The following is a 20,822-nucleotide window of genomic DNA, read 5'->3' on the forward strand; positions in this document are numbered from 1 at the left end:
ATCCCCCAGGTTCAGTCGAGCTTGGCGAGGATGCCGTTGACCACCTTCTCCAGAGCTCCCCGATTGGCGTCCACCACCGCCAGTGCATGGCGTCCCAGCGCCTCGCGCCGGGCCTCGTTTTGCAAACAGTCGGCCACCGCCGTGGCCAGCTCCCCACTGTCGCCAACCCGGACCAGCGCCTCGCCGCGCTCCAGGCGGTCGTAGATATCGTCGAAGTTGAACACATGCGGTCCGGTCATCACCGGCATGCCCCAGGCCGCCGGCTCCAGCGGATTGTGCCCGCCCCGCTCGATCAGCGACCCGCCCACGAAGGCCACATCCGCAACGCCGTAGAGCAGCATCAACTCTCCCATGGAATCGCCCAGGTAGACCTGGCAATCGTGGTTTACGGTACCGGATGAACGGCGCAGGAGATTGAATCCCTGCTGCCCGACCAGATCCGCCACATCGTCGAACCGCTCCGGATGGCGCGGCACCAGGATCAGCAAGGCATCGTCCATCCGCTCGCGAAGGCGGGCATGGGCCTCGAGAATCTGGCGATCCTCGCCGTCGTGGGTACTGGCCGCGATCCAGACCGGCCGCTCCCGCCCCAGGGCCTCGCGCAGGGCCGCCGCCTGCTCGCGCAGGGCCTCGGTAACGCGCACGTCGAACTTGATGCTGCCGGTCACCGATACGCCATCCTCTTCAGCACCGATATCCACAAAACGGCGGGCATCACTGCTGGCCTGGGCGGCGATCCAGTTAATCTGCTGCAACAGGCGGCGGCTGGCATGGCCAAAGCGCTTGTAGCCCCGGGCGGAGCGTTCAGACATGCGCGCGTTGACGAGGAAGATGGGCGTCTGCGCCGCGGCGGTTTCATAGATCATGTTGGGCCACAGCTCGGTTTCCATGATCACCAGTGCCTCGGGCCGGGCACGCCTCAGGAAGCGGCGCACCGAACCGGGCGTATCGTAGGGGGAGTAGGCGTAACGCACCTTGTCCCCGAACAGTGCCTGCGCCCGCGCCCGACCGGTGGCCGTCATCGCGCTCATCAGCACGGTGACATCCGGGCGGCGCGCCAGCAGGGTTTTGATCAGCGGCGCCGCGGCGATGGTTTCCCCCACGGAGACCGCGTGCACCCAGATGACCGGACCCTCGACCGACGGAATCAGGCCGATCCGGTCCTGCCAGTGCTTCAATGCGTCCGGGGACCGTCTGCCAAACCACCACAGGCGTATCAGCACAAACGGCAGGATCAGACGAAAGGTCACGGAATAGACAAAACGAAGCATCGGAACTCCAGGCCGGAATCAGGATTGGCGGCGATTCTAACGAATCGTGCCGCACATTACGCCCCTCCACACCCCGTCTCCGGAGTGACAGCAACAGCATAGACCACCCGTGCGCCGCCGTTATCAAGACGTTGCCCGGCTAAATGCCGGATTTGCTGATAAACTTTCGCCGATGACTGAATCGACCGGAGCCGATGTGAGTTCGACGAAAACCAGGAAACGCAAACGCGTCCGCGACACGGACCTGTCCCATTACCGGCATCCACGCTGGTGGCCCACCTGGCTGTCCATTGGGCTGATCTGGCTGCTGTCGCGACTGCCCATGCGACTGCAGTGGGCGATCGGCAAACTGATCGGCGAGCTGGCCTACCGCACCCTGTCCAGCCGCCGCCACATCACCCGCACCAACATCGACCTGTGCTTCCCCGAGCTGGGCGCCGCCGAGCGCGAGGCCCTGGTCCGCAAGTCGTTCCACTCCAACGGCATTGGTGTCATGGAAATCGGCCTGGCCTGGTTCCGCAACCCGGAAGACCTGCGCCCCATCACCCGCGTGCATGGCCTGGAACACGTCGATGCCGCCCTCGCCCGGGGCAAGGGCATCCTGCTGCTGGGCGGGCATTACAGCACGCTGGACCTGGGTGGCAGCCTGGTGTGCATGTTCATTGAGGCGGACGTGATGCAGCGCGATCACAACAACCCGCTGATGAACGCCATCATGACCCGGGCCCGGGAACGGCGCTACGGCGTGGCCCTGGACAGCAAGGACCTGCGCGGCCTGTTCCGGCGCCTGAAGGCCAACCGCATCGTCTGGTACGCCACCGACCAGGATTACGGCCGTAAGGGCATCGTCTTCGCGCCCTTTTTCAATGTGCCGGCCGCCAGCATCACCGCCACCGCCCGCATCGTCGAACGCAGCGACTGCGCCGTGATCCCGTTCAGCCACTTCCGGAGCGAGGATGGCATCGGTTACGACATCTATTTCCACGCTCCGTTCGAGGAATTTCCCTCCGGGGATGACCTGGCCGATGCCACACGCATCAACCAGACCATCGAGCGTGAGATCCGCAGGCACCCGGACCAGTACCTGTGGATGCACCGCCGCTTCAAGACGCGGCCATCGCGGGACGATCCGGGGTTCTACCGCAAACGCAAAAAGCGCAAGAAGCGATCATGAGTGAACGCGCGCCGCCGATCGTCTGGTGCCTGCACGACGACCGCCCCGGTCACCAGAGCCAGTTGCGGGGCCTGACCAACCGGTTGCAGGCCCTGGCCGGCGCGCGCGTTTACTGGATCGACGCCAGCGCCATAAGAGTCAGCCGCTGGCGGGCCTGGCTGGGGCGGGCGCCGATCATGCCAGATCCAGCGCTGGAAAGTCCCGACTGGATCGTTGCCGCCGGCAGCGGCACCCATCGGCTGCTGCTGTCCCTGCGTCGGCGGGCTCGCACGGTGGTGCTGATGCGCCCGGGTTTCCCGCGACGCTGGGTGGATTACGCCATCATCCCGGCCCACGATCGGCCGCAGGCCGACGGCCGTACGCTGGTCACCGTCGGAGCCCTCAACACCATGACGCCCATGGCACGACTGTCGCAGAAGCGTCACGGCCTGATGCTGATCGGCGGGCCGTCCAAACATTTCGCTTGGAATGCGGACTCGATACTGGACCAGGTGGACCGACTTCGCACAGGCTATCCTCAGTGGCACTGGACCGTCTCATCCAGCCGCCGTACACCGGAGGAGGTTATCGTGGCACTCAGGAGCCGAGCCGGGGCGCACTTCACCTTCAGGGATCATCGCGACACCCACAGCCTTTGGCTGAGCCATGCGCTGGCGGACAGCCGTGCCTGCTGGATCACGCCGGACAGCGTGTCCATGGTCTACGAATCCCTCACGGCCGGCATTCCCACCGGGGTGTTCGATCTCAGCCCCCGCGACGGCAGTCGCGTGGCGCACGGCGTGACGCAATTACTGGACGAGCATCGCGTTGCGCCCTTTGCGCAGGCCCCGTCCATCATGACCGAGGGCGCAGCGCAGCCTGAGCCCCTCTGGGAGGCCGACCGCGCCGCCCGCTGGCTGTTGTCGCAAGCGGACGGAGCCCGACCATGATGCTGGGAGGCGGGACATGAGAATCCTCCAGGTTCTGCCGGCCCTGACCAGCGGCGGCGTCGAACGTGGCACCGTGGAACTGGCCAGCGAGCTGGTCAAGCGCGGCCACGAGTCCTACGTGCTGTCGTCCGGCGGGCCCATGGTGCAGGCGCTCGAAGCGCGCGGTTCGCATCACATCACCCGCCCGGTGCACCGCAAGTCGCTGGCGTCGCTGAAGCAGGTGCGACCGGTGCGCCGTCTGATCCGGGAACTGCAGCCGGACGTCATTCACGTGCGCTCGCGCCTGCCGGCGTGGATTGTCTACCTGGCCTGGAACAAGCTGCCACCGGAGCAACGTCCGGCCCTGGTCAGCACCTTCCACGGCATGTACTCGGTGAACCGCTACAGCGCCATCATGAGCAAGGCCGAGCACCTGATCGCCGTGTCCGACTGCGTGCGCCAGTACATTCTGGACAGCTACCCGGTCAAGCCCGACGACGTCACCGTGATCCAGCGCGGTGTGGATACCCGGACCTTCCGCGAGGCCCCGCTGGACCCGGATTGGCGTCGCGCGTTGCTGGCAGATTATCCTCAGCTGGATGACCGCCGGATCCTGCTCATGCCCGGTCGGCTGTCCCGCTGGAAAGGCCAGCTCACGTTCCTCGACATCGTCGCCCGCCTGGTGCGCGACGACGACCGTATCCACGGCGTTATCGCCGGCGGACTGGAAGGCGGCAAGGTGCACTTCATGCGGGAACTGGAACAGCGCGTGCGCGACCTGAAGCTGGAACAGCACGTCACCTTCCTGGGGCAGCGCAGCGACATGCACGAGCTCTACCTGTTTGCCGACCTGGTGTGCCACCTGTCCACCAAGCCCGAACCCTTCGGCCGCACCCTGACCGAAGCCCTGGCGTCCGGCACGCCGGTGGTCGCCTACGAGCGCGGGGGAGCCGCAGAAACCCTGCAGGCCTGTTTTCCCGACGGCCTGGTGCCGCCGGACGACACCACCGCCTTCGTGCACAAGATCCAGGCACTGCTGGGCAAAGCGGAGCCGGCCATCCAGATCCCCGAGCGCTTCCGCCTGGAAGCCCAGACCGAGGCGACCCTGGTGGTCTATCGCCAACTGCTGGCCAGACACGGGAAGTCGGCCGCGTGACGGGCCCGACGCGGCGGATCGCTCTCATACTCGCCACCCCCGGAACCACCTGGGGCGGCATGGAGAAACACACCCTGGAACTGGCGCGGGGCCTGGCCCAGGCGGGGCACGAGATCCATATCCTGGCGGCACCGGACTATTCCGAACGCTTCCAGGAGATGGCCCACGTCCACCCGATCCCGGTCCATTTCAGCCGCCGCCACCCCTGGCTGGGTCTGCGTATCCGGCGCCTGCTGCGGCGCATTCGCCCGGACATTGTTCACGCCCAGGGCAACAAGGCCGCGCAACTGCTGGGCAACGTCAAGCGCCGTCGCGATGCGGCCCAGTGCACATACGTCGGCACGCTGCACGGCACCAAATCCTCCCATCGCGCCTTCGCCAAGATGGACGGCGTCATCGCCGTCAGCGACGAGCTCGCCGCCCGTCTCGACCATCCCAACGCCACCGTGATCTACAACGGCGCAGCGCCAGCCGGCCCCGACACCCGCACCACCTGGCCGGTTCCGGCACGACACCCGCTGACCGTTGCCGCCGGGCGCCTGGAGCCGGTGAAGGGCTTCCACTCGTTGATCAATGCCTGGGCCCGGCTGCCGGATGACGCCGGCCAGTTGGTCATCCTCGGGGAAGGTGGCCAGCGCGAGGCCCTGGCCCGGCAGATTGAAGACACCGGCCAGCAAGCCCGCATCGCCCTGCCCGGTTACGAGGCCAACATCGCCCCCTGGCTGGCCCGGGCCGACGCCTGCATCATCAGCTCCGAGCGCGAGGGGTTTCCCTACATTCTGATCGAAGCGCTGCTGCAGGGCTGCCCGGTGCTGTCCACGCCGGTCAGCGGCGTGGCTGCTTTCCTGCCGGAGTCGGCACTGGCGGCGGGACACGACGCCGAGGCGCTCGCCACGCTGCTGCGCCGCGCGCTGGCCGATCCGGACGCGCTACGAGACCAGCAACAAGAAGCCTTCGCCAAGGCCGAACGCGAGTTGACGCTGGATGGCATGGTGCAGCGTACCCTGGCCTTCTACGAACGCCTCAAGGCCCTCACGCCGCCTGCTGGCGCTGACGCAGAGCGCGGATAACCCGGTCCGCCAGCAAGCGGTGGCCGGCTTCGGTGAGGTGGGTGCCGTCCGCCATAAGGGTCCGGTCCCGCTGCGCCCAGATCGCTTCGTAGGCATCGGCATAGACGGCGTTGTCCAGTTCCCGCGCCAGGGTTTCAAGCGCCGCGTTATAGCGCCGGATGTGCGGATTGCGCGACTCATCGCGATTGGGCGCCGTGGCCACAAGCACGAACAGGGTGTCCGGCGCGGACGTCACCACCTGACGGATATGCGCCAGGTACTCGGGCAGGGGTACCTGCTCCACCGATCCCAGCCGCTCGTGCAACCGGAAACGTCGAGCCCGTTTCTTGATCTTCTTGACCCATTTGCGCAGGAACCTGCGCCAGGGGTTGTCCGGGTAGTAAAGCACGTAGGGCGCGCCGCGGAAGGTCAGCCAGGCGTCCACCAGGCCGTACTGGATCAGCGCCAGCGAATAGTCCGCCGGCGGAAAGAACTCAGCGTAGCGGCGCAGTTCCCGGGTAGTGCTCATCGTGTGCCCACAGTTGGTCAGGCGGAGCCCCCATGCATCCGCTACCAGCGCGGCCCAGAGCGCGCCGGCATAGCCGTCGACACCTTCGGTGTTGCAGTCGCCGTAGGCCACGCAGCCAGCGCCTGACATCGGATCAACTCCCGGGCCCGAAGGCCTCTGCCATCATGGTACATTGGCGGCACACTGACTGGATGCGCCCGAATGATTGACCTGAGCCAGCACGCCCCTTTCGCCGCGGGCTTCAACCGATACTGCTACGTCCACCCGGACGACCCGCGACGCTGCCTGAAGGTCTTGCGCCCGGAAAACATCGACGCCCGCTACGCCCGGCAAGCCTGGTACAAGAAGCTGCTGGGCAAGCAACGCATCAATGATAATAGACAGGAATGGCGGGCCTACCAGCAACCCGCCCTGAAGCACGCCGGAGACGAAGCCTGGCGCCATCTGCCGAAACTGTACCCGAGCGTCGTCACTTCCTTGGGCGAGGCGAACGTCAGCGACCTGATTCTCGAGACAGACGGCCGCCCCGGCCCGACCCTGGAGCAGTATCTCAAGGAGCGGGGACAGACCGCCGCCATCGACGGCGCCGTGGCCCGCTTCTGCGACTGGCTGCGCGAGACCGGCGTGCTGACCCGTAACCTGCTGCCTCACAACCTGGTCGTGGTCACCCGCGACGACCAGCCGGAGCTGTTCCTGGTGGACGGCCTGGGCGCGCCGTCAGTACCCGACGCGCTGTCGCGACTCCCCGCCTACCGGGATCGCTACATCGACCGCAAGATCACCCGCTTCCATCAGCGCATTGCCTGGGAGGCCGGTGGTCGCTCCGGCTCCTGGGAGGATGCTTCGCGCATCCGCCGCTCACCGTGAGCCGGATACTGGCACTCAACGCACGGATCATGTAGTTTCCAGCCCTGTCCGTACCCACCCAGGAAGCAAGGCACATGGCCCTGTCGAAAATCTCGATCCTGACCACATTGCTGAAGCTCGCCGGCAAGCTGCCGTTGCGTGTCGCCCAGGCTCTGGGCACCGGCCTGGGCCTGCTGGGCTGGTGGTGCCGCAGCGAATCCCGGCGGGTGACGGAGATCAACCTGGGCATTGGCTTCCCGGACATGCCCGAAGATCAACGTCGCGACCTGGCCCGGGCCAGCATGAAGCAGACCGGCCGCACCTTCATGGAAATCCCGCTGATGTGGGAATGGCCGGTGGAACGCTGCCTGGACCTGATTAAAGAGATTGACGGCGAAGAACTACTCAGCCGCCGTGACCCGAACCAGGGCCTGATTCTGCTGGCGCCGCACCTGGGCAACTGGGAGCTGGCCGGGCTCTATTTCTCCTCGCGCTACAAGATGGCCGCGCTGTACAGCCCGCCTCACATGCCGGAGTTCGAGGACTACATGATCCGCGTGCGCGGCCGGCTGGGCTCGGAGCTGGTACGCGGCGACCGCCGCGGGCTGGCGCGCCTGATCACCCTGCTGCGCGAAGGCGGCGTGGCCGGCATCCTCCCGGACCAGAGCCCGCGCGGCAAAGGCAATGCCTACGCGCCCTTCTTCGGTATGGATGTGCGCACCATGACCCTGGCCGCCAAGCTGCTGCAGAAATCCGGCGCCGCCGTGCTGATCACCTACGCCGAGCGGCTGCCGGATGCGGCGGGCTACAGGATCGTGATCCGCGAATGCGAACCGGGTATGGCGGAGAACGACCCGGTCATCGCGGCAACCGCCCTGAACGCCTCGGTGGAACGCTCCGTACGGCGTATCCCGGACCAGTACCAGTGGGAATACAAACGCTTCCGCCATCGCCCCACCGGGCTGCCGAACCCGTACCATCCGGGCAAGCTCTGCAAGTAATTCGCCCCGCCAATCGATCGCTTCGCAAAACAATCGTCATGCGACCTTAACCGCCGCGTCACACGGTTCGGCCAGAATCGGGTCAAATCCCCGATCGAGCGGCCCGCATGCGCATTCTCATCTGCAAACCCCACCTGGACCAGTCCGAGCTGGCCCTGGCACTCAGTCTCCATGACCGGGGGCTGTGCGTGCGGGTACTGGCGGCGCGGACCACTCAGGGACGAGAGGAACTGGAGCGCCGCGGGCTGTTCGAGGAAATGGCGGCCATCAAGGGCAAACTGCGCCCCGCCCTGATTCGCCAGATGCGCCGCGTTATCCGCGAGGACCGCATCTCCCTGATCTACGCCATCGATTCGTCGTCGCTGGCCAATGCGCTCTGGGCCACACTGTTCAGCGGCGTGCACGTGGTGGGCTATCGGGGCACCCTGTCGCGCATCCGCCAACTCGACCCCACCTTCTGGCTGGGTATTCTCAACCCGCGGGTGGCCCGTATTTTCTGCGTCAGCAGCAGTGTCTACGACTACATGAGCCGCTTCGTTCCGCGTCGCAAACTGGTGCTTAACCCCAAGGGTTTCGACCCGGCGTGGCTACCGGAGGCGTCCGCACCCAGCCATCCGGTCCTGGCTAACCTGCCCGACAACACCTGCGTCTGCATGTTCATCGGCAACACCGCCGGGCGCCCCTACAAGGGGCTGCAATCGCTGATTGAAGGCTTCCACCGCGCCAATCTGCCCGGGGCCCACCTGGTCGTCCTCGGGGATCATGACCCGCAAGCCCCGGAGTGGGTCGCCCAGGGCCCGGCGGCCGGCGCCATCACCCTGGCCGGCCGTCAGCACGAAGCCGCCCAATGGCTGCACCGGGCCGATATCTACATCCAGCCGTCGCTGCGGGAAGGTCTGCCCCGGGCCATCAAGGAAGCCATGGCCGTGGCGGTGCCGGTCATCGCCACCGACATCCTGGGCAACCGCGACCTGATCAGCGATCAACGTTGCGGCGCCTTGATCCCGCCCGCCGATCCGGACGCCCTGGCCCGCACCCTGCAGACCCTGCATGGCGACTCCGTCCAACGCCGACGCCTGGGTCTGGAAGGGCAACGCCAACTGGCCCGTCTGTTCTCCCACGAACGCACCGTCGAGCGCACCCTGGAGGCCTGCCAGCCTCTGCACCAGGCCGGTCGGCCCGGCGCCGCGCGTCTGGCACGTTCCAGTCGGCGGCGACACCCCGCCTGAAACGCTCGGCAAACGCCCCTTTCCCCGTAAAATCTGTATAATCTGGGCCATTCCGGGCCGTCCCGGAGTCCACCGTATTACCCACGAATTTGGTCGATTCCATGTCCCCGACACACATTGGCGTTGTTATCACCACCTACAATTCCCCAGTCTGGCTGCGCAAGGTCCTGATTGGCTATGAGGCCCAGACCGATCCGGATTTCCGGGTTATCGTTGCCGACGACGGCTCCACCGACGACACCCGGGCGCTGATCGACGAGTTCAAGGCGGCCGGCAGGCTGACCATCGACCACGTGTGGCACGAGGACGACGGCTTCCGTAAATGCCAGATCCTCAACAAGGCCATCGCCGAGACCGAGTGCGATTACCTGATCTTCACCGACGGCGACTGCATCCCCCAGCCGCACTTCATCGCCACCCACCGGGCCCTGGCCGAGCCGGGCTATTTCCTGTCCGGGGGCTACATCAAGCTCACCATGCCGGTCAGCGAGACCATCGACGAGGCCGCCATCCGCTCCGGCGCCATCTTCGATCCCGAGTGGCTGGTCGCCCATGGCCAGCCCCGGACCCACAAGCTGTGGAAGCTGACCCCCAGCGAATTCAAGCGCAGCCTGCTCAACGCCATCACGCCGGCGGCCGCCAGCTGGAATGGCATGAACAGCTCCACCTGGACCCGCGACCTGATCGCCGTCAACGGCTTCAACGAAGACATGCAGTACGGCGGCCTCGACCGGGAGCTGGGCGAGCGCCTCTGGAACTACGGCCACAAGTCGAAGCAGATCCGCTACAGCACCGTATGCCTGCACCTGGATCACGCCCGGGGTTACTCCAAACCGGACATCTGGGCCCGCAACAAGGCCATCCGCAAGGCGGTGAAAGAGCAGCGCACCTTCTGGGCCGCCAATGGCATCCGCAAGGACGGCGCGCCCGCGCAGAACTGATCCAGGGACAGGACATCCGATGAGAACACTCGTCATCGTTCACAGCCTGAAGATGGGCGGCATGGAGCGGGTCGCCGTCAACCTGGCCGACGCCTTTGCCGAGGAAGGTCATGAAAGCCACCTGATGGCCTGCCGCAACCGCCCCAATGACCTGCAGCCCGCCCAGCCGGGAGTCATCCTGCATCATTTCGACCAGTTACAGGCGCTGCTCAAGTCGGTGATCGGCATCCCCGTGTTCCTGCTGTCGCGGCTGCTGCTGGGCGTGCTGCTGCCCAAATCCCATTTCCTGTGGGTGGGCTGGCTGCTGGGCTGGCTGCTGAAGGGCAGGATCCGTCGCATCGAAAAACGCTACGGGCGCTTCGACCGCATCATTTTCCGCGGCCTGGGCACCTATAAATATTTCTGGTCCTTCCGCGACGATCGCAACATCTACGTGCTGGAAAACGTGATCCACCACGACCGGCCCGCCTGGCAGAAACGCCTGGAATGGAAACGGGTGTTCGATCGCCGCCACCTGGTGTGCGTCTCCTCCGGCGTGCAGGCTTCCGCCGAGGACGCCTTCGCCCAGGGCCGGATTCGGCCGCTGTCCCTGCGTGTGGTTACCAACCCCTGCCCGACCGGCGCGATCCGCAAGCTGGCCCGGCAGGAGGACCCGGACCTGCCACAGCGCCCCTATATCCTGAACGTGGCGCGGCTGGTCCCGCAGAAAGGCCAGGACCTGCTGCTGGACGCCTATGCCCTGGCCCAGCCAGAGCAGGATCTGGTGATTGTCGGCGAGGGCGAGCGCCAATCGGCGCTGGAAACCCGGGCGCAGGAGCTGGGTATTGCCGACCGAGTGTTGTTTGCCGGCAAACGCGCCAATCCCTACCCCTGGATGCGTCAGGCCGACCTGTTCGTGCTGGCTTCGGAATACGAGGGGCTGGGCATCGTGCTGACCGAAGCCCTGGCCTGTGGCACGCCGATCCTGTCGGTGGAAAGCCGCGGCGGCGTGACCGACGTGTTCCGGGGCGACCTGGCGCAATACCTGACGCCACGCACGCCGCGCGGGCTGGCCGAGGGCATGACCCGGGCGCTGGCGCAACTGCCCATCGAGGTCAAGCCGGAGTGGCTGGCGCCGTTTAACAGCGATACGGTCGTCGCCCAGTTCCTGGGGCAGGACCGGGACCCGGCATGACGGCAAACGCGTTTCCCGCCAACATCCTGGTGGCCGGCATCTACTGGTCCGGCTCCGGCGCGGTGGTGGACTACCTCAAGGGCCACCCGGACTGCGTCGCCTTCCGCGGCGAATTCACCGATTTCAAACGTCGCGGCCGCATCGCCAGCATGCTGTCGACACCCGATCGCGCCAGCGCGCGGCGTATGGCCCGGCTGCTGTGGATCGAAACCGTGTTCGGCCGCCTGCCCCAGGCCTACCTGAAACAGTGGCGGGGTGCCGACACCGGCAAACTGCCGCTGAAGAATCAGGTGAACCACAACCGCCTGAAACGCGACTACATCAACCGCTACCGGCGCCATCTGGCGCAGGGCGGCGACCACCGCGACCCCGCGATCTGGAACGACTGGATGCACGCCCTGGGCACTGCCTACGCGCCCGGCAAGCGAGCCGTGGTCTGGGACCAGCCGGTCTGGGTGGGCGAGCACGCCGATATCTGGCCGCAGGTGTTTGCGCCAGCCAGGCTGATAGTGGTGCACCGTGATCTGCAGGATCAGTTCGCCGAGGTGGTGCGCCAGGGCAAGCTGGGCAAGCGCAAATCCGACCCGGCCTTCCAGGGCGACATGAGCGATCCCGTGGCCTACGTGCTGGACGGCATCCAGCGCAAGCTGGAAAGCCTGCTGGCGCTGCGCGAACAGCTGGGCGAATCACTGGTGCTGCCGGTGTCTTTCGAGTCCTTCGTGCAGCGCCACGAGCGCGAGGCCGAGCGCATTGGCCGCTTCCTCGGGCTGAACAATGCCCAGCGCGAGGGCGCCCCCTTCGATCCGTCGAAGTCCGTGCGCAACATCGGCATCGGCCGGACCGAAGAGATCCAGTCCCTGCTGGCGCCGCACCGGGAGCGGCTGGCCGTCATGCAGGCCCTGCGCGACCGCCTCTAGCCCGACCTTCCTTCGGGATGGGACACCCCCATCAAAAGCCGACCGCCGTACCGATCAGGCCAGCCGGCAGTAGTCCTGCAACGAACCGTCCTCCGCCATGCGCTGGTAGGTCTCCAGTTCGTCGGCGGTATCCACTTCCAGCCAGCCGTTGTCCACCAGACAGGCGCGGGTGTCCCAGCCGCTGTCGATCAGGTGCTGGATGAAGCTGGTCATGTACATGTTGTCGAAGTCCTTGCCGTCGTAGATCGCGTCTCGATCCAGGGCATCGTAGGCGGCCTTGAAGTCGGCGACCCGGTCGCCGCGCACCTTGATCAGGCCCATGTACTGGGCGTGTACCTGGTCGTAGGACTGCGGCTTCTTGCCCAACTCGGCCACACGCCGGTCGGCGTCCATGACGAAGGTCTCGGCATCGTCCAGGGGCTCTTCCATGCGCAGCTGCCAGAGCCGGCGCCATTCCCGGTCCGCCGCCAGGCACAGGGGCGCGTCACCGTCGAGGATGGCCTGCAGGACGTTGGGCTCGTAGATGATGTCGCCGTAGCAGACCAGCAGATCCTCGCCGTCGACCATATTGTCGCGGGCGCAGAACAGGGTGGCGACCATGTTGGTCTGGTCGTAGCGGGGGTTGAGCACCACGTCGGCGCCCTGCCCGTCGAGCCTGTCGGCGCAGTAGCCGCCCACCAGTACGCGCCGGTCACCCAGGCCGGCGGCGTCGAGGGTCGCCAGTTGCCGGTGCAGCAACGGCGTGCCGGCCAGTTCGACCATGCACTTGGGGGTGTGATCGGTGTAGGGGCGCAGTCGGGTGCCTTGTCCGGCAGCCAGGATAATGGTTCTCACGAAGGACCTCGGAACAGAGTGTGAATCAGTGTCAGATCGGCCTCAGCGAAGGGCTGTTCCCGCTCGGGGTGCCACATGGTGCCGATCCAGGGATGCTGGCGGTGGCGGACCGCCTCAATGGTGCCGTCGTCACAGAACGCCGTCGCCACCAGGCCCCGGTCGCCCACGCTGACCACGCCCCAGTCGTGGAAGCTGTTGACCTCAGCAAACGCCTGGAACAGCGGTTCATCGGCCACCGGCCGGACCGGATGACGCACGGCGGTGTGCCCCTCCGCCGGTGCCAGCTGGCCGTGCTCGTGCAACACCAGCATCTGGAAACCGCGGCACACCGCCAGCACCGGCTTGGCGCGGGCGGCGGCGTGGTCGAGGATGGCCGTCTCGGTGCGGTCCCGCTCCGGCGCGGTATTGCGCGCGCCTGGCAGGGAGGCGATGTCGTTGCCGCCGGTCAGGATGAAACCGTCCAGGTCGTTGGCCAGCAGCCAGTCGTCGATGCGCTCAAGGCTGTTGGGCACGGGAACCGGCACCAGCGACAGACGCCCCAGCAGCGCCGTCCAGGCCTGGTCCAGACAGTCGCGGCGTTCGCCATAGCTGGCCACGACCTCGACACGCTGGGTGATCCCGATCCGCATCTCAGCGCACCACCTGGATACGGCGGTTGGCGGCATCGAGCTCCAGCACGGAGGCGACCGCCAATGCCTCGTAGCGGGCCTCACCCACGCCGATGGCCGCCGGCAGGCCGAACTCCGCGGCCCGGATCGCCATATGCGAGTTGGCGCCGCCGTACATGGTGATCAGGCCGGCGATGCCCTGGCCGAACAGCCAGTCGTAGCCCGGATCCGCCTGGGGAATCAGGGCGATCCTGCCTTCCAGCGCACCGCTTTCGGGGGACGTCTTGTCCAGCGCCAGGCAGGACGCGGTGATGCGACCACTGCCGACGAAGTTCGCCTGACTGGACGGGTACAGGAACACCCGGAAGTCCGACTCGTCCAACAGCAGCGGCGGTAACTCCACCAGGCCGGCCCGCTGCTGGGCATGACGCCCACGCTCCGCTTCGCCGGTCAGCCAGGCGGTTTCGTCCACTTCACTGACGGTACCGGCAGACACGTCCCGGAAGGCACCCAGCGGGATGTGCGACAGCGCCTCGCGATCCAGCCCGCGGGACTGGCCGAACTCGACCAGCGCGTCCAGCGCCGCCGACAGGTGGCGTGTGAACACGAACTTGGCGTACTCACGCCCCTCGATGGCCGCTCGCATGAAACGTTCCACCACCTCGATATCGCCCGGCAGCCCCACTGTACCCAGGGCTTCGGCAAACGCCGAACGGGACCGGTCCCAGGCGGCGGTGTCGGCATGCACGGCGGTGTCACCGCTGGCGCGCTCCACCACCGGACGCAGGAAATGCTCCGGATCGTCGGCGTAGCTCAGCGACGTGATGTCGTAGGTGCCCGGGCGCAGGTGACCGTACCGCTCGACGAACGTTTCCCACGCCAACGCGCCCGACGCCGTCTGCGCCGCATCGTCGGTGAATCGATGGGTGACCGTGCGGATCGAGTTGAGGAAGGCGTCGACCGCCTCCTGATCGAGAAGGCCGGCGCTGACCGCCGAGCGCAGCAAGGTCACCGCGACGAACGCGCTGCGGGCCAGATGCGCGAACAGACGCGTGCCCAGGCTGCGGCAATCGTCGAGCAGCACCAGGGCCCGCTCCAGCGGCGGCAGGTCTCGCTCCATGATCCGCTGGAATCGCGCCTCCAGGGTGTCCACCGCGGCCAGGTCGGCCGGCGTCCGTTCAAACGCACCGGCCGTGACGGCTTTGAGTCCGGATTCCAGCGCCTCCACCTCAGCGCCGGCGAAACCGCCCTCGTTCGTCAGCCGCTGGCGCCAACGCTCAAAGTCCAGGGCGAAGCAGGTGGGCACCACGTCGAATTCGACCTTGTCGTGCAGGTGCGGGTGCTTTCGCAGCCAGTCCAGGTAGAAATCCACCAGCCGGCCCGCCAGGTCGTCGCCCAGGGTGGCGGGAATAAAGGAGTTGAAGCTGGCGCGTATATCCACGTAAGGATGCCCGGCAAAGGCCGTCAGCAGCGGCTGCGGACGAACATCCCGATAACCGTACTCGGCGCGCTGGGTGGCCCAGATGTCGTCCATGATCAGGAAGCGGTACAGGCTCATGGCCAGCCGCCCCGGCCGGGTGCCGATGATCTCCGCCGGGTTCCAGTCGGGCATCACGCCGAAGTAGGCCTTCTCACCAACGACGAACGGCGACGGCGCCTGGGCCCGGCGGAAACGGGCCATCGCCTGTTGCAGCACGGCGTCCACCGCTCCGGCATCGTTCTCTTCGTGCTCCACCGCGATCGGGCGCACCTGCAGGACGTGAACCTGGCCGCCCTCGCTGATGGCGAACTCCACATCCAGGGAATCGTAATCGAGCAGGCCTTCCAGTTCCCGCAGGGCCGGCAACAGTTTATCGACCGGCCGCGGCAACCGGGCGCCCTCCACGCCATCCCCGCGATAGACCAGCAACGTCTTGTGATCGCGGCTCGCGCCGCTGGTGATCGACTCGGTGCTGCGGGTGATGTCGTCATAATTGATGACGTAATAAGGCGCGCCATGGGCCAGGGTACGGGTGAAGGCCACACCGCTGGCGCATACCTTGTCCACCATGGGCTGGACCAGCACCTGGTTGCGCGGATCGTTATCCGGGTAGGACGCGGCCACCTCGGCAATCGCCGTTTTGACCGCCCCGGGCGATGCGCCGTCCACACCCAGAACGCTGGTGTAGGCGCCGGCATTGGCCGAGGCAAAGCCATCCTCCGTCAAGGCGCTACTACGCACCACCAAAGCCCGGTCGCCCAGTTTGCGCCGGATACGTTCGAGCACGCCCTGTGGTTCGGACTGCCACTCAGCCACGGTGAAACTGACCTGGTCCTCAATGCGGCTGTGGGTGATCAGGCCCTGCAGGCGCCTCAGGGTCTGGGCCTTGGTGCCCATGATGAAGCGTGTCAGGTCCTGCGGCTCGTTCATTTCCGCCCAATCACCCTCGACATCGACCGCCTCCATGCTGAACCCGCGCACGCGCAGGAGTTCCAGCAGTTGGCTCAGGTTGCCACGACGGATTTCTTCCGGGAACGACGCGCCCTGGGCCGCCAGGTACTCCGCCACCCGGGATCCGAACGACACCAGCCCCACAAACTCGGCGTCCGCCGTGGCCGGCAGAATGTCCCGCCCCAGGCGGGTAATCTGCGAGCCGTGCAGGTTCACCTTCTCGCAGCGTGCCAGGTCCGCCTGCGAGCGCCCTTCGAAACGCTGTCGCCACTGGCTGTCCACCGCCACCGCCACATCGGCGTCGCTGGCCGCCAGGGTCTGGATCGAGGACGAACGGAACAGCACATCGGCGTAGGACACCACATAGCGTCCGCTCGCGCTCAAGGGCGCGGTCAGCAACGATGCCGCGGCGCCGGTACTTTGCCAGGCTGGGTTGACCGAATACTGGATATCCGGATAAACCCGGCAGATTTCGTCCAGTTGATAGCCGCCCACGAAATGCACATCGTCCACAACGGAACGTGCCGCCTGCAGCACCCAGTCCAGCACCCGGCTCTGGCCGGAGGCACTGCGCAATACACTGTGTTGATCGCCCCGGAACGGGCGACCGGCTCCCAGGATAACCAGCTTCGCGAGATCGTTTTTCAAAACGTGACCAGAATCAAAGGGTGAACGGTCCGGCATTCGGGCTGGCCTGCAGCGCAGGCCAGCCGCCGGGTTTTCGGGCGGCGCCCAGTTTACACGATTGTTTTCCGGCGGCCCTATCCGCCCAGAGTTCGACAGCGCGGTTCAGCGCTGGCTTCGCCACTCGGCCATCTGTTCCAGGGCGGAGACGTGGACGCAACCAAGCTGGGCCGGGAACGACGCATCGAGCAGCATCGCCATGGCAAAGCGATGGCAGCCGGCTCCGGAGAAAATCGGTTCGCCTCCTGGGCCCAGGTGCATGAGAACGCCGCCCACTTCACGGAAGGTACCGGGCTCCAGCTCCTGCCTCGTGGGTAGCCGGCCGCGGGATCGCACGTCGTCCCAGATGTCATCCAGCGCCGCGTAACGCCGCTCGACGTCTTCAAGCGTGCGGCATTTGTCCGTCACCCCGGTGGGAGACACCGCGATCCGGCTGAGCATGAAGTCGATCGCGCCGGACGCCTGCCAGTCCTTGCCATCGCGCCAGTGCCCCCAGCAATAGGTGAGCTTGGGATGATTCTCGAAAGGCTGCTCGAGGTGCTCCGGCCAATCGCGCACGACGCGGCCGGACATCTGGCGAACCCGTGCGCCAAAGAAACTCGCCAGGTCCGCCGCTTCAACGTACCGTTTGCAAGCGCCGGGGGGCACCCAGATTCGTTCGGCGTAACGCGGCGCATCCGCGCCAAAACGAAGCCGGTTCCAGGAATCTATCCAGAAAGCCCTGAGGTGATATTTTACTGCCAAAACAACCCCGTATATCGAGAGGCGCCCAATAACCGTGATGTCCGGGCTACGCCCACACGCCCAAACTCGACATCACCCCAGATCCGTTTCAAAAAAGAGCCGGTTGGTCTCGCGAACCATCTTCTGCATGCCGAACTCTTCGCGAATCCACGCCTGCAGGTCTGACGGGTCAAACGATTGCTCGCGGTTGACGAGCGATCGTATTCCGGCGGCCATGGCCGGCACGTCGTCAATATCGACGAGTATGCCGTAGCGCCCATGGGCCAGGAGCTCTTCACTGCCCGGTACCCGTGTCGAGACAACCGGTTTGCCGTAACTCATGGCCTCATTGAGCACATTGGCCATGCCCTCATTACGCGAACACAGCAGGAACAGGTCGATTCCGCTGAAAAACGACGCCATGTCTTTCTGGTAGCCCAGAAAATGAATCCGGCTCGCTTCCTCACGGGCCATAATCCCCGCCTTGATCTCGTCCTCGTACTCCCCTTCCCCGGCGTGCACGATATGGACGTTGCCCGGCAGTGCCGCCAACACATCCGGCAACTGATCAAACCCTTTCTGGGGGCTGAAACGTCCGGCACAACCAACGATCACGGCATCGTCCGGCAGGTCAAACAGCCTGCGGTAATCCGTCCGGTCCGGCGTCTTCGCGTCGACGTCGAATCCGTTATAAACCCGGAACACATTGCCCTCGTGAAAAAACAGCCGATGCTTCAGCATCTCCTGCTTGAGGGAGTCGCTGTTGACCATCAGCACCGACTTCATCAGCCGGAAGATCGCGAAGTACTTGATCGGGCTTTTGACGCGCCGGGAAATGCCCAGGTAGAGGATCACGCGATCGACACCGGCCAGGGTCGAGGCCAGCGAGACCAGCCACCAGTCTTTCTTCAGCGCCGCGAAAACAACATCCGGCCGGATGCGCTTCAGAATCCGGACGTAGTTCGTCACCACCGAGAGATTGAAATCCCCGCCCCTGGACTTGACCTCGACCACATCGACATTGGGGATACCGGCGAAACGCTCGGCAAACGAGCCCTTGAGCAGAATCACGTAGACCTGAACACCGGTCTCAGCCAGAAAACGGGCTCTCAGGAGTACGTTCTTTTCGATGCCGCCCCAGACACGGGACGGGCAAAACAATACCGCTTTTTTCATGGTCAATCAGGGTCCTTCCGGGTCTATCCACTGGGGTCTCATTCACCACCCTTTTTATTCGCTGGCTGTCGTTTCCAATATCCGTCTTTTCCACGACCCACTCTGGCGTCCTGACGATCGAACCTATCGCTTCCGGAGCCGTCTCTTCAGGTTTCTCAGGGCAAACCGGGCATCTTCCAATCGCGTGGCCAGCCTCAGCCATCCCGACGACGCCAGCGATGGGTCCAGGCTGCGACGTGCCTCGGGACAGCTCCTCAGGAAACGGTCCAGCTCTCGCGCCTTCTGCAAGGCGGGCAGGAACCGGGGTTTCTTCAGTCGAAAATCGATGAAGGTGATGCGCTCCCCGTTCACGATAAAGTTGGCCATCTGCGCATCGCTTCGCAGGTACCCTTTCTGGTGCAGGGCCTGCAGAGCCGCGATGACCTTCGGCGCATCTTCCGGCCGCGCCGGACGCCCATCGACAAACCGGTAGCAGACAAAGGAATCGACCACAGCGCCTCCCTGTCTCTGCTCGCAGGCCAGCACCGGCTCCGGTGCCGAAAACCCCATCGCGGCCATGCGCTCGAGATGCCGGAACGTCCGCACCGCATCGCTTCCGCGAAACCGCGTCAGGAAACGCTCCCAACGCCGTCCGTTCCGTGCCCTCGGCACTTTCAGCAACAAAGACTGGTTTTCAAACCGCACGCGGGCGCTCAGGGTGCGCCAGTTGTCGCGAAACACCGTCTCGCGATCGACGTCTCCCGCCACCACGGCCTCAACCAGCCGGCCGCTTTGGGCTTCGTTCAAACGGGAAACAACCCGGTACTCCCCGTGATCAAAGGAAAGGGACATATCAAAACCTTAGCCAGCAAAAGGCCTGGAAGCGAATGGGCGGCGACGCCGGCCAGCGCCGTTACAGGGACGAAAGCCCCAGCGGGCTGATGCGCTCTTCGTCATACAGGCGGGCCGCCCTACCCGATTCACTCGCCACGAGACTCGCAGCATCGGGCGAGTGCCATCAGATACGCCAGTGGCAGCCAGAAAAACAGCCAGTCGGGACTGGGCGGCGCAATCACCATGTGGCCGTCGGTCAGGTTGAGCAGGCCAATCAGCAGGAGCAGCAACAGGGCGAACGGCACGAGGCGGCGATGCGCCGTGCCCAGCTGCCTCACGATGCGCACCAGCACCCAGCCCAGTAGCAGCAGCAACAGGCCGGCGCCGATGAACCCGGAGTAGTGCCAGGCGCTGAGCAGCAGGTCGTGAGGGTGCTTGATCGCAACGCCCATCTGCTCATGGAGCAACAGGCCCGCCTCGGAGTTCCTGAAATCGGAAGCCGCTCCGGCGCCGATCCAGATGGATTCAGGCGGGTTCTGGATCACGGTCATCCAGATCTGCGGACGATGGGAAAACCCGCGCGCCACCATGCCCGCCAGCAGGTCACTGAGAAAGGGATAGGCCGCCGCTGCGAACACAAGCGCGAGAATCACGCCGCCGACCAGGTACTGACGCGCCCGGGCGCGGCGACTCACCAGCAGTACCGAGGCCGAGTAAAGCACCATAAAGGCAAGCAGCGCCCCCAACGGCCCACGACTCTGCGAGAGAATCACCAGGATCAGGATGCTCAGTGCCGACAGCCCCATAACGAGGTGGTCAAAGCGCTCGCGGTTTTCATCCAGGCGGTACGTCACCATGCCGACCGCCCAGAAGGCAATCAGCGCCGACGGCCCCAGAATGGGATGGCTCAAATAGCCGAAACCGCTGATCCGGGATGGATACTGGCCCGCCCAGAAATAATGGGCAATGGCCAGCAGGGACGCCACAAAAGCAACACTCACGATCAGGCGGGCATGGTAACGGGGTTGATCGAGCCATCGCTGTGCGGCCACGAAAACCGCCAGCATGAAGATCGACGTGCTCAGTGCCCAGCGCACAACCTGAAACTGCTCGTCTTGCTTCAGTCCATCCGGCAGAAAAGTGCCCACCGTCATGTAGCCAAGCATGGCGAGGGCCAGCCAGATCGTTCTGTCGTTGACCAACCGCCGACTCCGGGGCGCGATGCAAACCCAGAGGACGCCGGGAAACACACCCGCGAACAGAAAAACGCCGTAAACGGCCTTCCAAGGTAGTAACAACGAAAAAGACAGGAAAAGCAACAGGGATACGTTGACCCAACGCGGAGCTCGGAGACTCCC

19 protein-coding genes are annotated in these 20,822 nt (G+C 65.4%); 10 read left to right on the forward strand and 9 right to left on the reverse strand.

What is annotated here, in order from left to right:
- Positions 1-11: 11 nt before the first annotated feature.
- Entirely contained in the window at positions 12-1,271 is a 1,260-nt protein-coding gene (gene waaA / locus DKK67_RS19695; protein ID WP_111498242.1) for a lipid IV(A) 3-deoxy-D-manno-octulosonic acid transferase, read from the reverse strand.
- Between the two features lie 196 nt (positions 1,272-1,467).
- Between waaA and lpxL the strand changes: the two genes are divergently transcribed.
- From lpxL to DKK67_RS19715, 4 genes are read left to right on the forward strand one after another with little or no spacing between them, the layout of a single operon-like run.
- Entirely contained in the window at positions 1,468-2,445 is a 978-nt protein-coding gene (gene lpxL / locus DKK67_RS19700) for an LpxL/LpxP family Kdo(2)-lipid IV(A) lauroyl/palmitoleoyl acyltransferase (RefSeq protein ID WP_228160716.1), read from the forward strand.
- On the forward strand, positions 2,442-3,374 hold the full coding sequence (locus DKK67_RS19705) for an ELM1/GtrOC1 family putative glycosyltransferase (protein ID WP_111498244.1): 933 nt from the start codon (positions 2,442-2,444) through the stop codon (positions 3,372-3,374). The genes lpxL and DKK67_RS19705 overlap by 4 nt, the downstream gene beginning before the upstream one ends.
- 16 nt (positions 3,375-3,390) lie before the next feature.
- Positions 3,391-4,509: a glycosyltransferase family 4 protein gene (locus DKK67_RS19710; RefSeq protein ID WP_111498245.1), complete on the forward strand. Its 1,119-nt coding sequence runs from the start codon at positions 3,391-3,393 to the stop codon at positions 4,507-4,509.
- On the forward strand, positions 4,506-5,579 hold the full coding sequence (locus tag DKK67_RS19715; protein WP_111498246.1) for a glycosyltransferase: 1,074 nt from the start codon (positions 4,506-4,508) through the stop codon (positions 5,577-5,579). The genes DKK67_RS19710 and DKK67_RS19715 overlap by 4 nt, the downstream gene beginning before the upstream one ends.
- Here DKK67_RS19715 and DKK67_RS19720 read toward each other — a convergent pair.
- Positions 5,542-6,216 (reverse strand): SGNH/GDSL hydrolase family protein, encoded by a 675-nt coding sequence (locus DKK67_RS19720; protein ID WP_111498247.1) that lies wholly within the window; start codon positions 6,214-6,216, stop codon positions 5,542-5,544. The genes DKK67_RS19715 and DKK67_RS19720 overlap by 38 nt on opposite strands.
- Before the next feature lie 72 nt (positions 6,217-6,288).
- Here DKK67_RS19720 and DKK67_RS19725 point away from each other — a divergent pair, with 72 nt between their 5' ends.
- The 6 genes from DKK67_RS19725 to DKK67_RS19750 all read left to right on the forward strand — a co-directional run bounded on the left by DKK67_RS19725 (position 6,289) and on the right by DKK67_RS19750 (position 12,195).
- A complete protein-coding gene (locus DKK67_RS19725; protein WP_111498248.1) occupies positions 6,289-6,954 on the forward strand; it encodes a YrbL family protein in 666 nt (221 codons plus the stop codon).
- A gap of 74 nt (positions 6,955-7,028) precedes the next feature.
- On the forward strand, positions 7,029-7,934 hold the full coding sequence (locus DKK67_RS19730) for a lysophospholipid acyltransferase family protein (protein WP_111498249.1): 906 nt from the start codon (positions 7,029-7,031) through the stop codon (positions 7,932-7,934).
- Positions 7,935-8,041: 107 nt separating this feature from the next.
- Positions 8,042-9,163 (forward strand): glycosyltransferase family 4 protein, encoded by a 1,122-nt coding sequence (locus DKK67_RS19735; RefSeq protein ID WP_111498250.1) that lies wholly within the window; start codon positions 8,042-8,044, stop codon positions 9,161-9,163.
- A 101-nt stretch (positions 9,164-9,264) separates the two neighbouring features.
- Positions 9,265-10,104: a glycosyltransferase family 2 protein gene (locus DKK67_RS19740; protein ID WP_111498251.1), complete on the forward strand. Its 840-nt coding sequence runs from the start codon at positions 9,265-9,267 to the stop codon at positions 10,102-10,104.
- Between the two features lie 19 nt (positions 10,105-10,123).
- On the forward strand, positions 10,124-11,278 hold the full coding sequence (locus tag DKK67_RS19745) for a glycosyltransferase (RefSeq protein WP_111498252.1): 1,155 nt from the start codon (positions 10,124-10,126) through the stop codon (positions 11,276-11,278).
- Positions 11,275-12,195, forward strand: coding sequence for a sulfotransferase (locus tag DKK67_RS19750; protein ID WP_111498253.1), 921 nt, complete (start codon positions 11,275-11,277; stop codon positions 12,193-12,195). Before DKK67_RS19745 ends, DKK67_RS19750 begins: the two co-directional genes overlap by 4 nt.
- Positions 12,196-12,249: 54 nt before the next feature.
- On the opposite strand, the gene DKK67_RS19755 is transcribed toward DKK67_RS19750, so the two are convergent.
- The 7 genes from DKK67_RS19755 to DKK67_RS19785 form a co-directional block, all read right to left on the reverse strand.
- Positions 12,250-13,029, reverse strand: a complete 780-nt coding sequence (locus DKK67_RS19755) for a phosphocholine cytidylyltransferase family protein (protein ID WP_111498254.1) — start codon at positions 13,027-13,029, stop codon at positions 12,250-12,252.
- Complete coding sequence (locus DKK67_RS19760; protein ID WP_111498255.1) at positions 13,026-13,658, reverse strand: gamma-glutamyl-gamma-aminobutyrate hydrolase family protein; 633 nt, start codon at positions 13,656-13,658, stop codon at positions 13,026-13,028. Before DKK67_RS19760 ends, DKK67_RS19755 begins: the two co-directional genes overlap by 4 nt.
- Before the next feature lies 1 nt (position 13,659).
- Positions 13,660-16,752, reverse strand: a complete 3,093-nt coding sequence (locus DKK67_RS19765; RefSeq protein WP_111498256.1) for a PEP-utilizing enzyme — start codon at positions 16,750-16,752, stop codon at positions 13,660-13,662.
- Between the two features lie 105 nt (positions 16,753-16,857).
- Positions 16,858-17,325 carry a PAS domain-containing protein gene (locus DKK67_RS19770; protein ID WP_228160718.1) on the reverse strand — a complete coding sequence of 156 codons (468 nt, stop codon included), beginning with the start codon at positions 17,323-17,325 and terminating at the stop codon, positions 16,858-16,860.
- Positions 17,326-17,568: 243 nt separating this feature from the next.
- Entirely contained in the window at positions 17,569-18,651 is a 1,083-nt protein-coding gene (locus tag DKK67_RS19775; protein ID WP_111498258.1) for a glycosyltransferase, read from the reverse strand.
- Between the two features lie 123 nt (positions 18,652-18,774).
- Positions 18,775-19,482 (reverse strand): lipopolysaccharide core heptose(II) kinase RfaY, encoded by a 708-nt coding sequence (locus DKK67_RS19780; RefSeq protein ID WP_111498259.1) that lies wholly within the window; start codon positions 19,480-19,482, stop codon positions 18,775-18,777.
- 128 nt (positions 19,483-19,610) lie between these two features.
- Entirely contained in the window at positions 19,611-20,666 is a 1,056-nt protein-coding gene (locus DKK67_RS19785; RefSeq protein ID WP_111498260.1) for an O-antigen ligase family protein, read from the reverse strand.
- Between the last annotated feature and the right edge of the window lie 156 nt (positions 20,667-20,822).

The organism is Marinobacter bohaiensis (genome assembly GCF_003258515.1).
GTDB lineage: Bacteria > Pseudomonadota > Gammaproteobacteria > Pseudomonadales > Oleiphilaceae > Marinobacter_A > Marinobacter_A bohaiensis.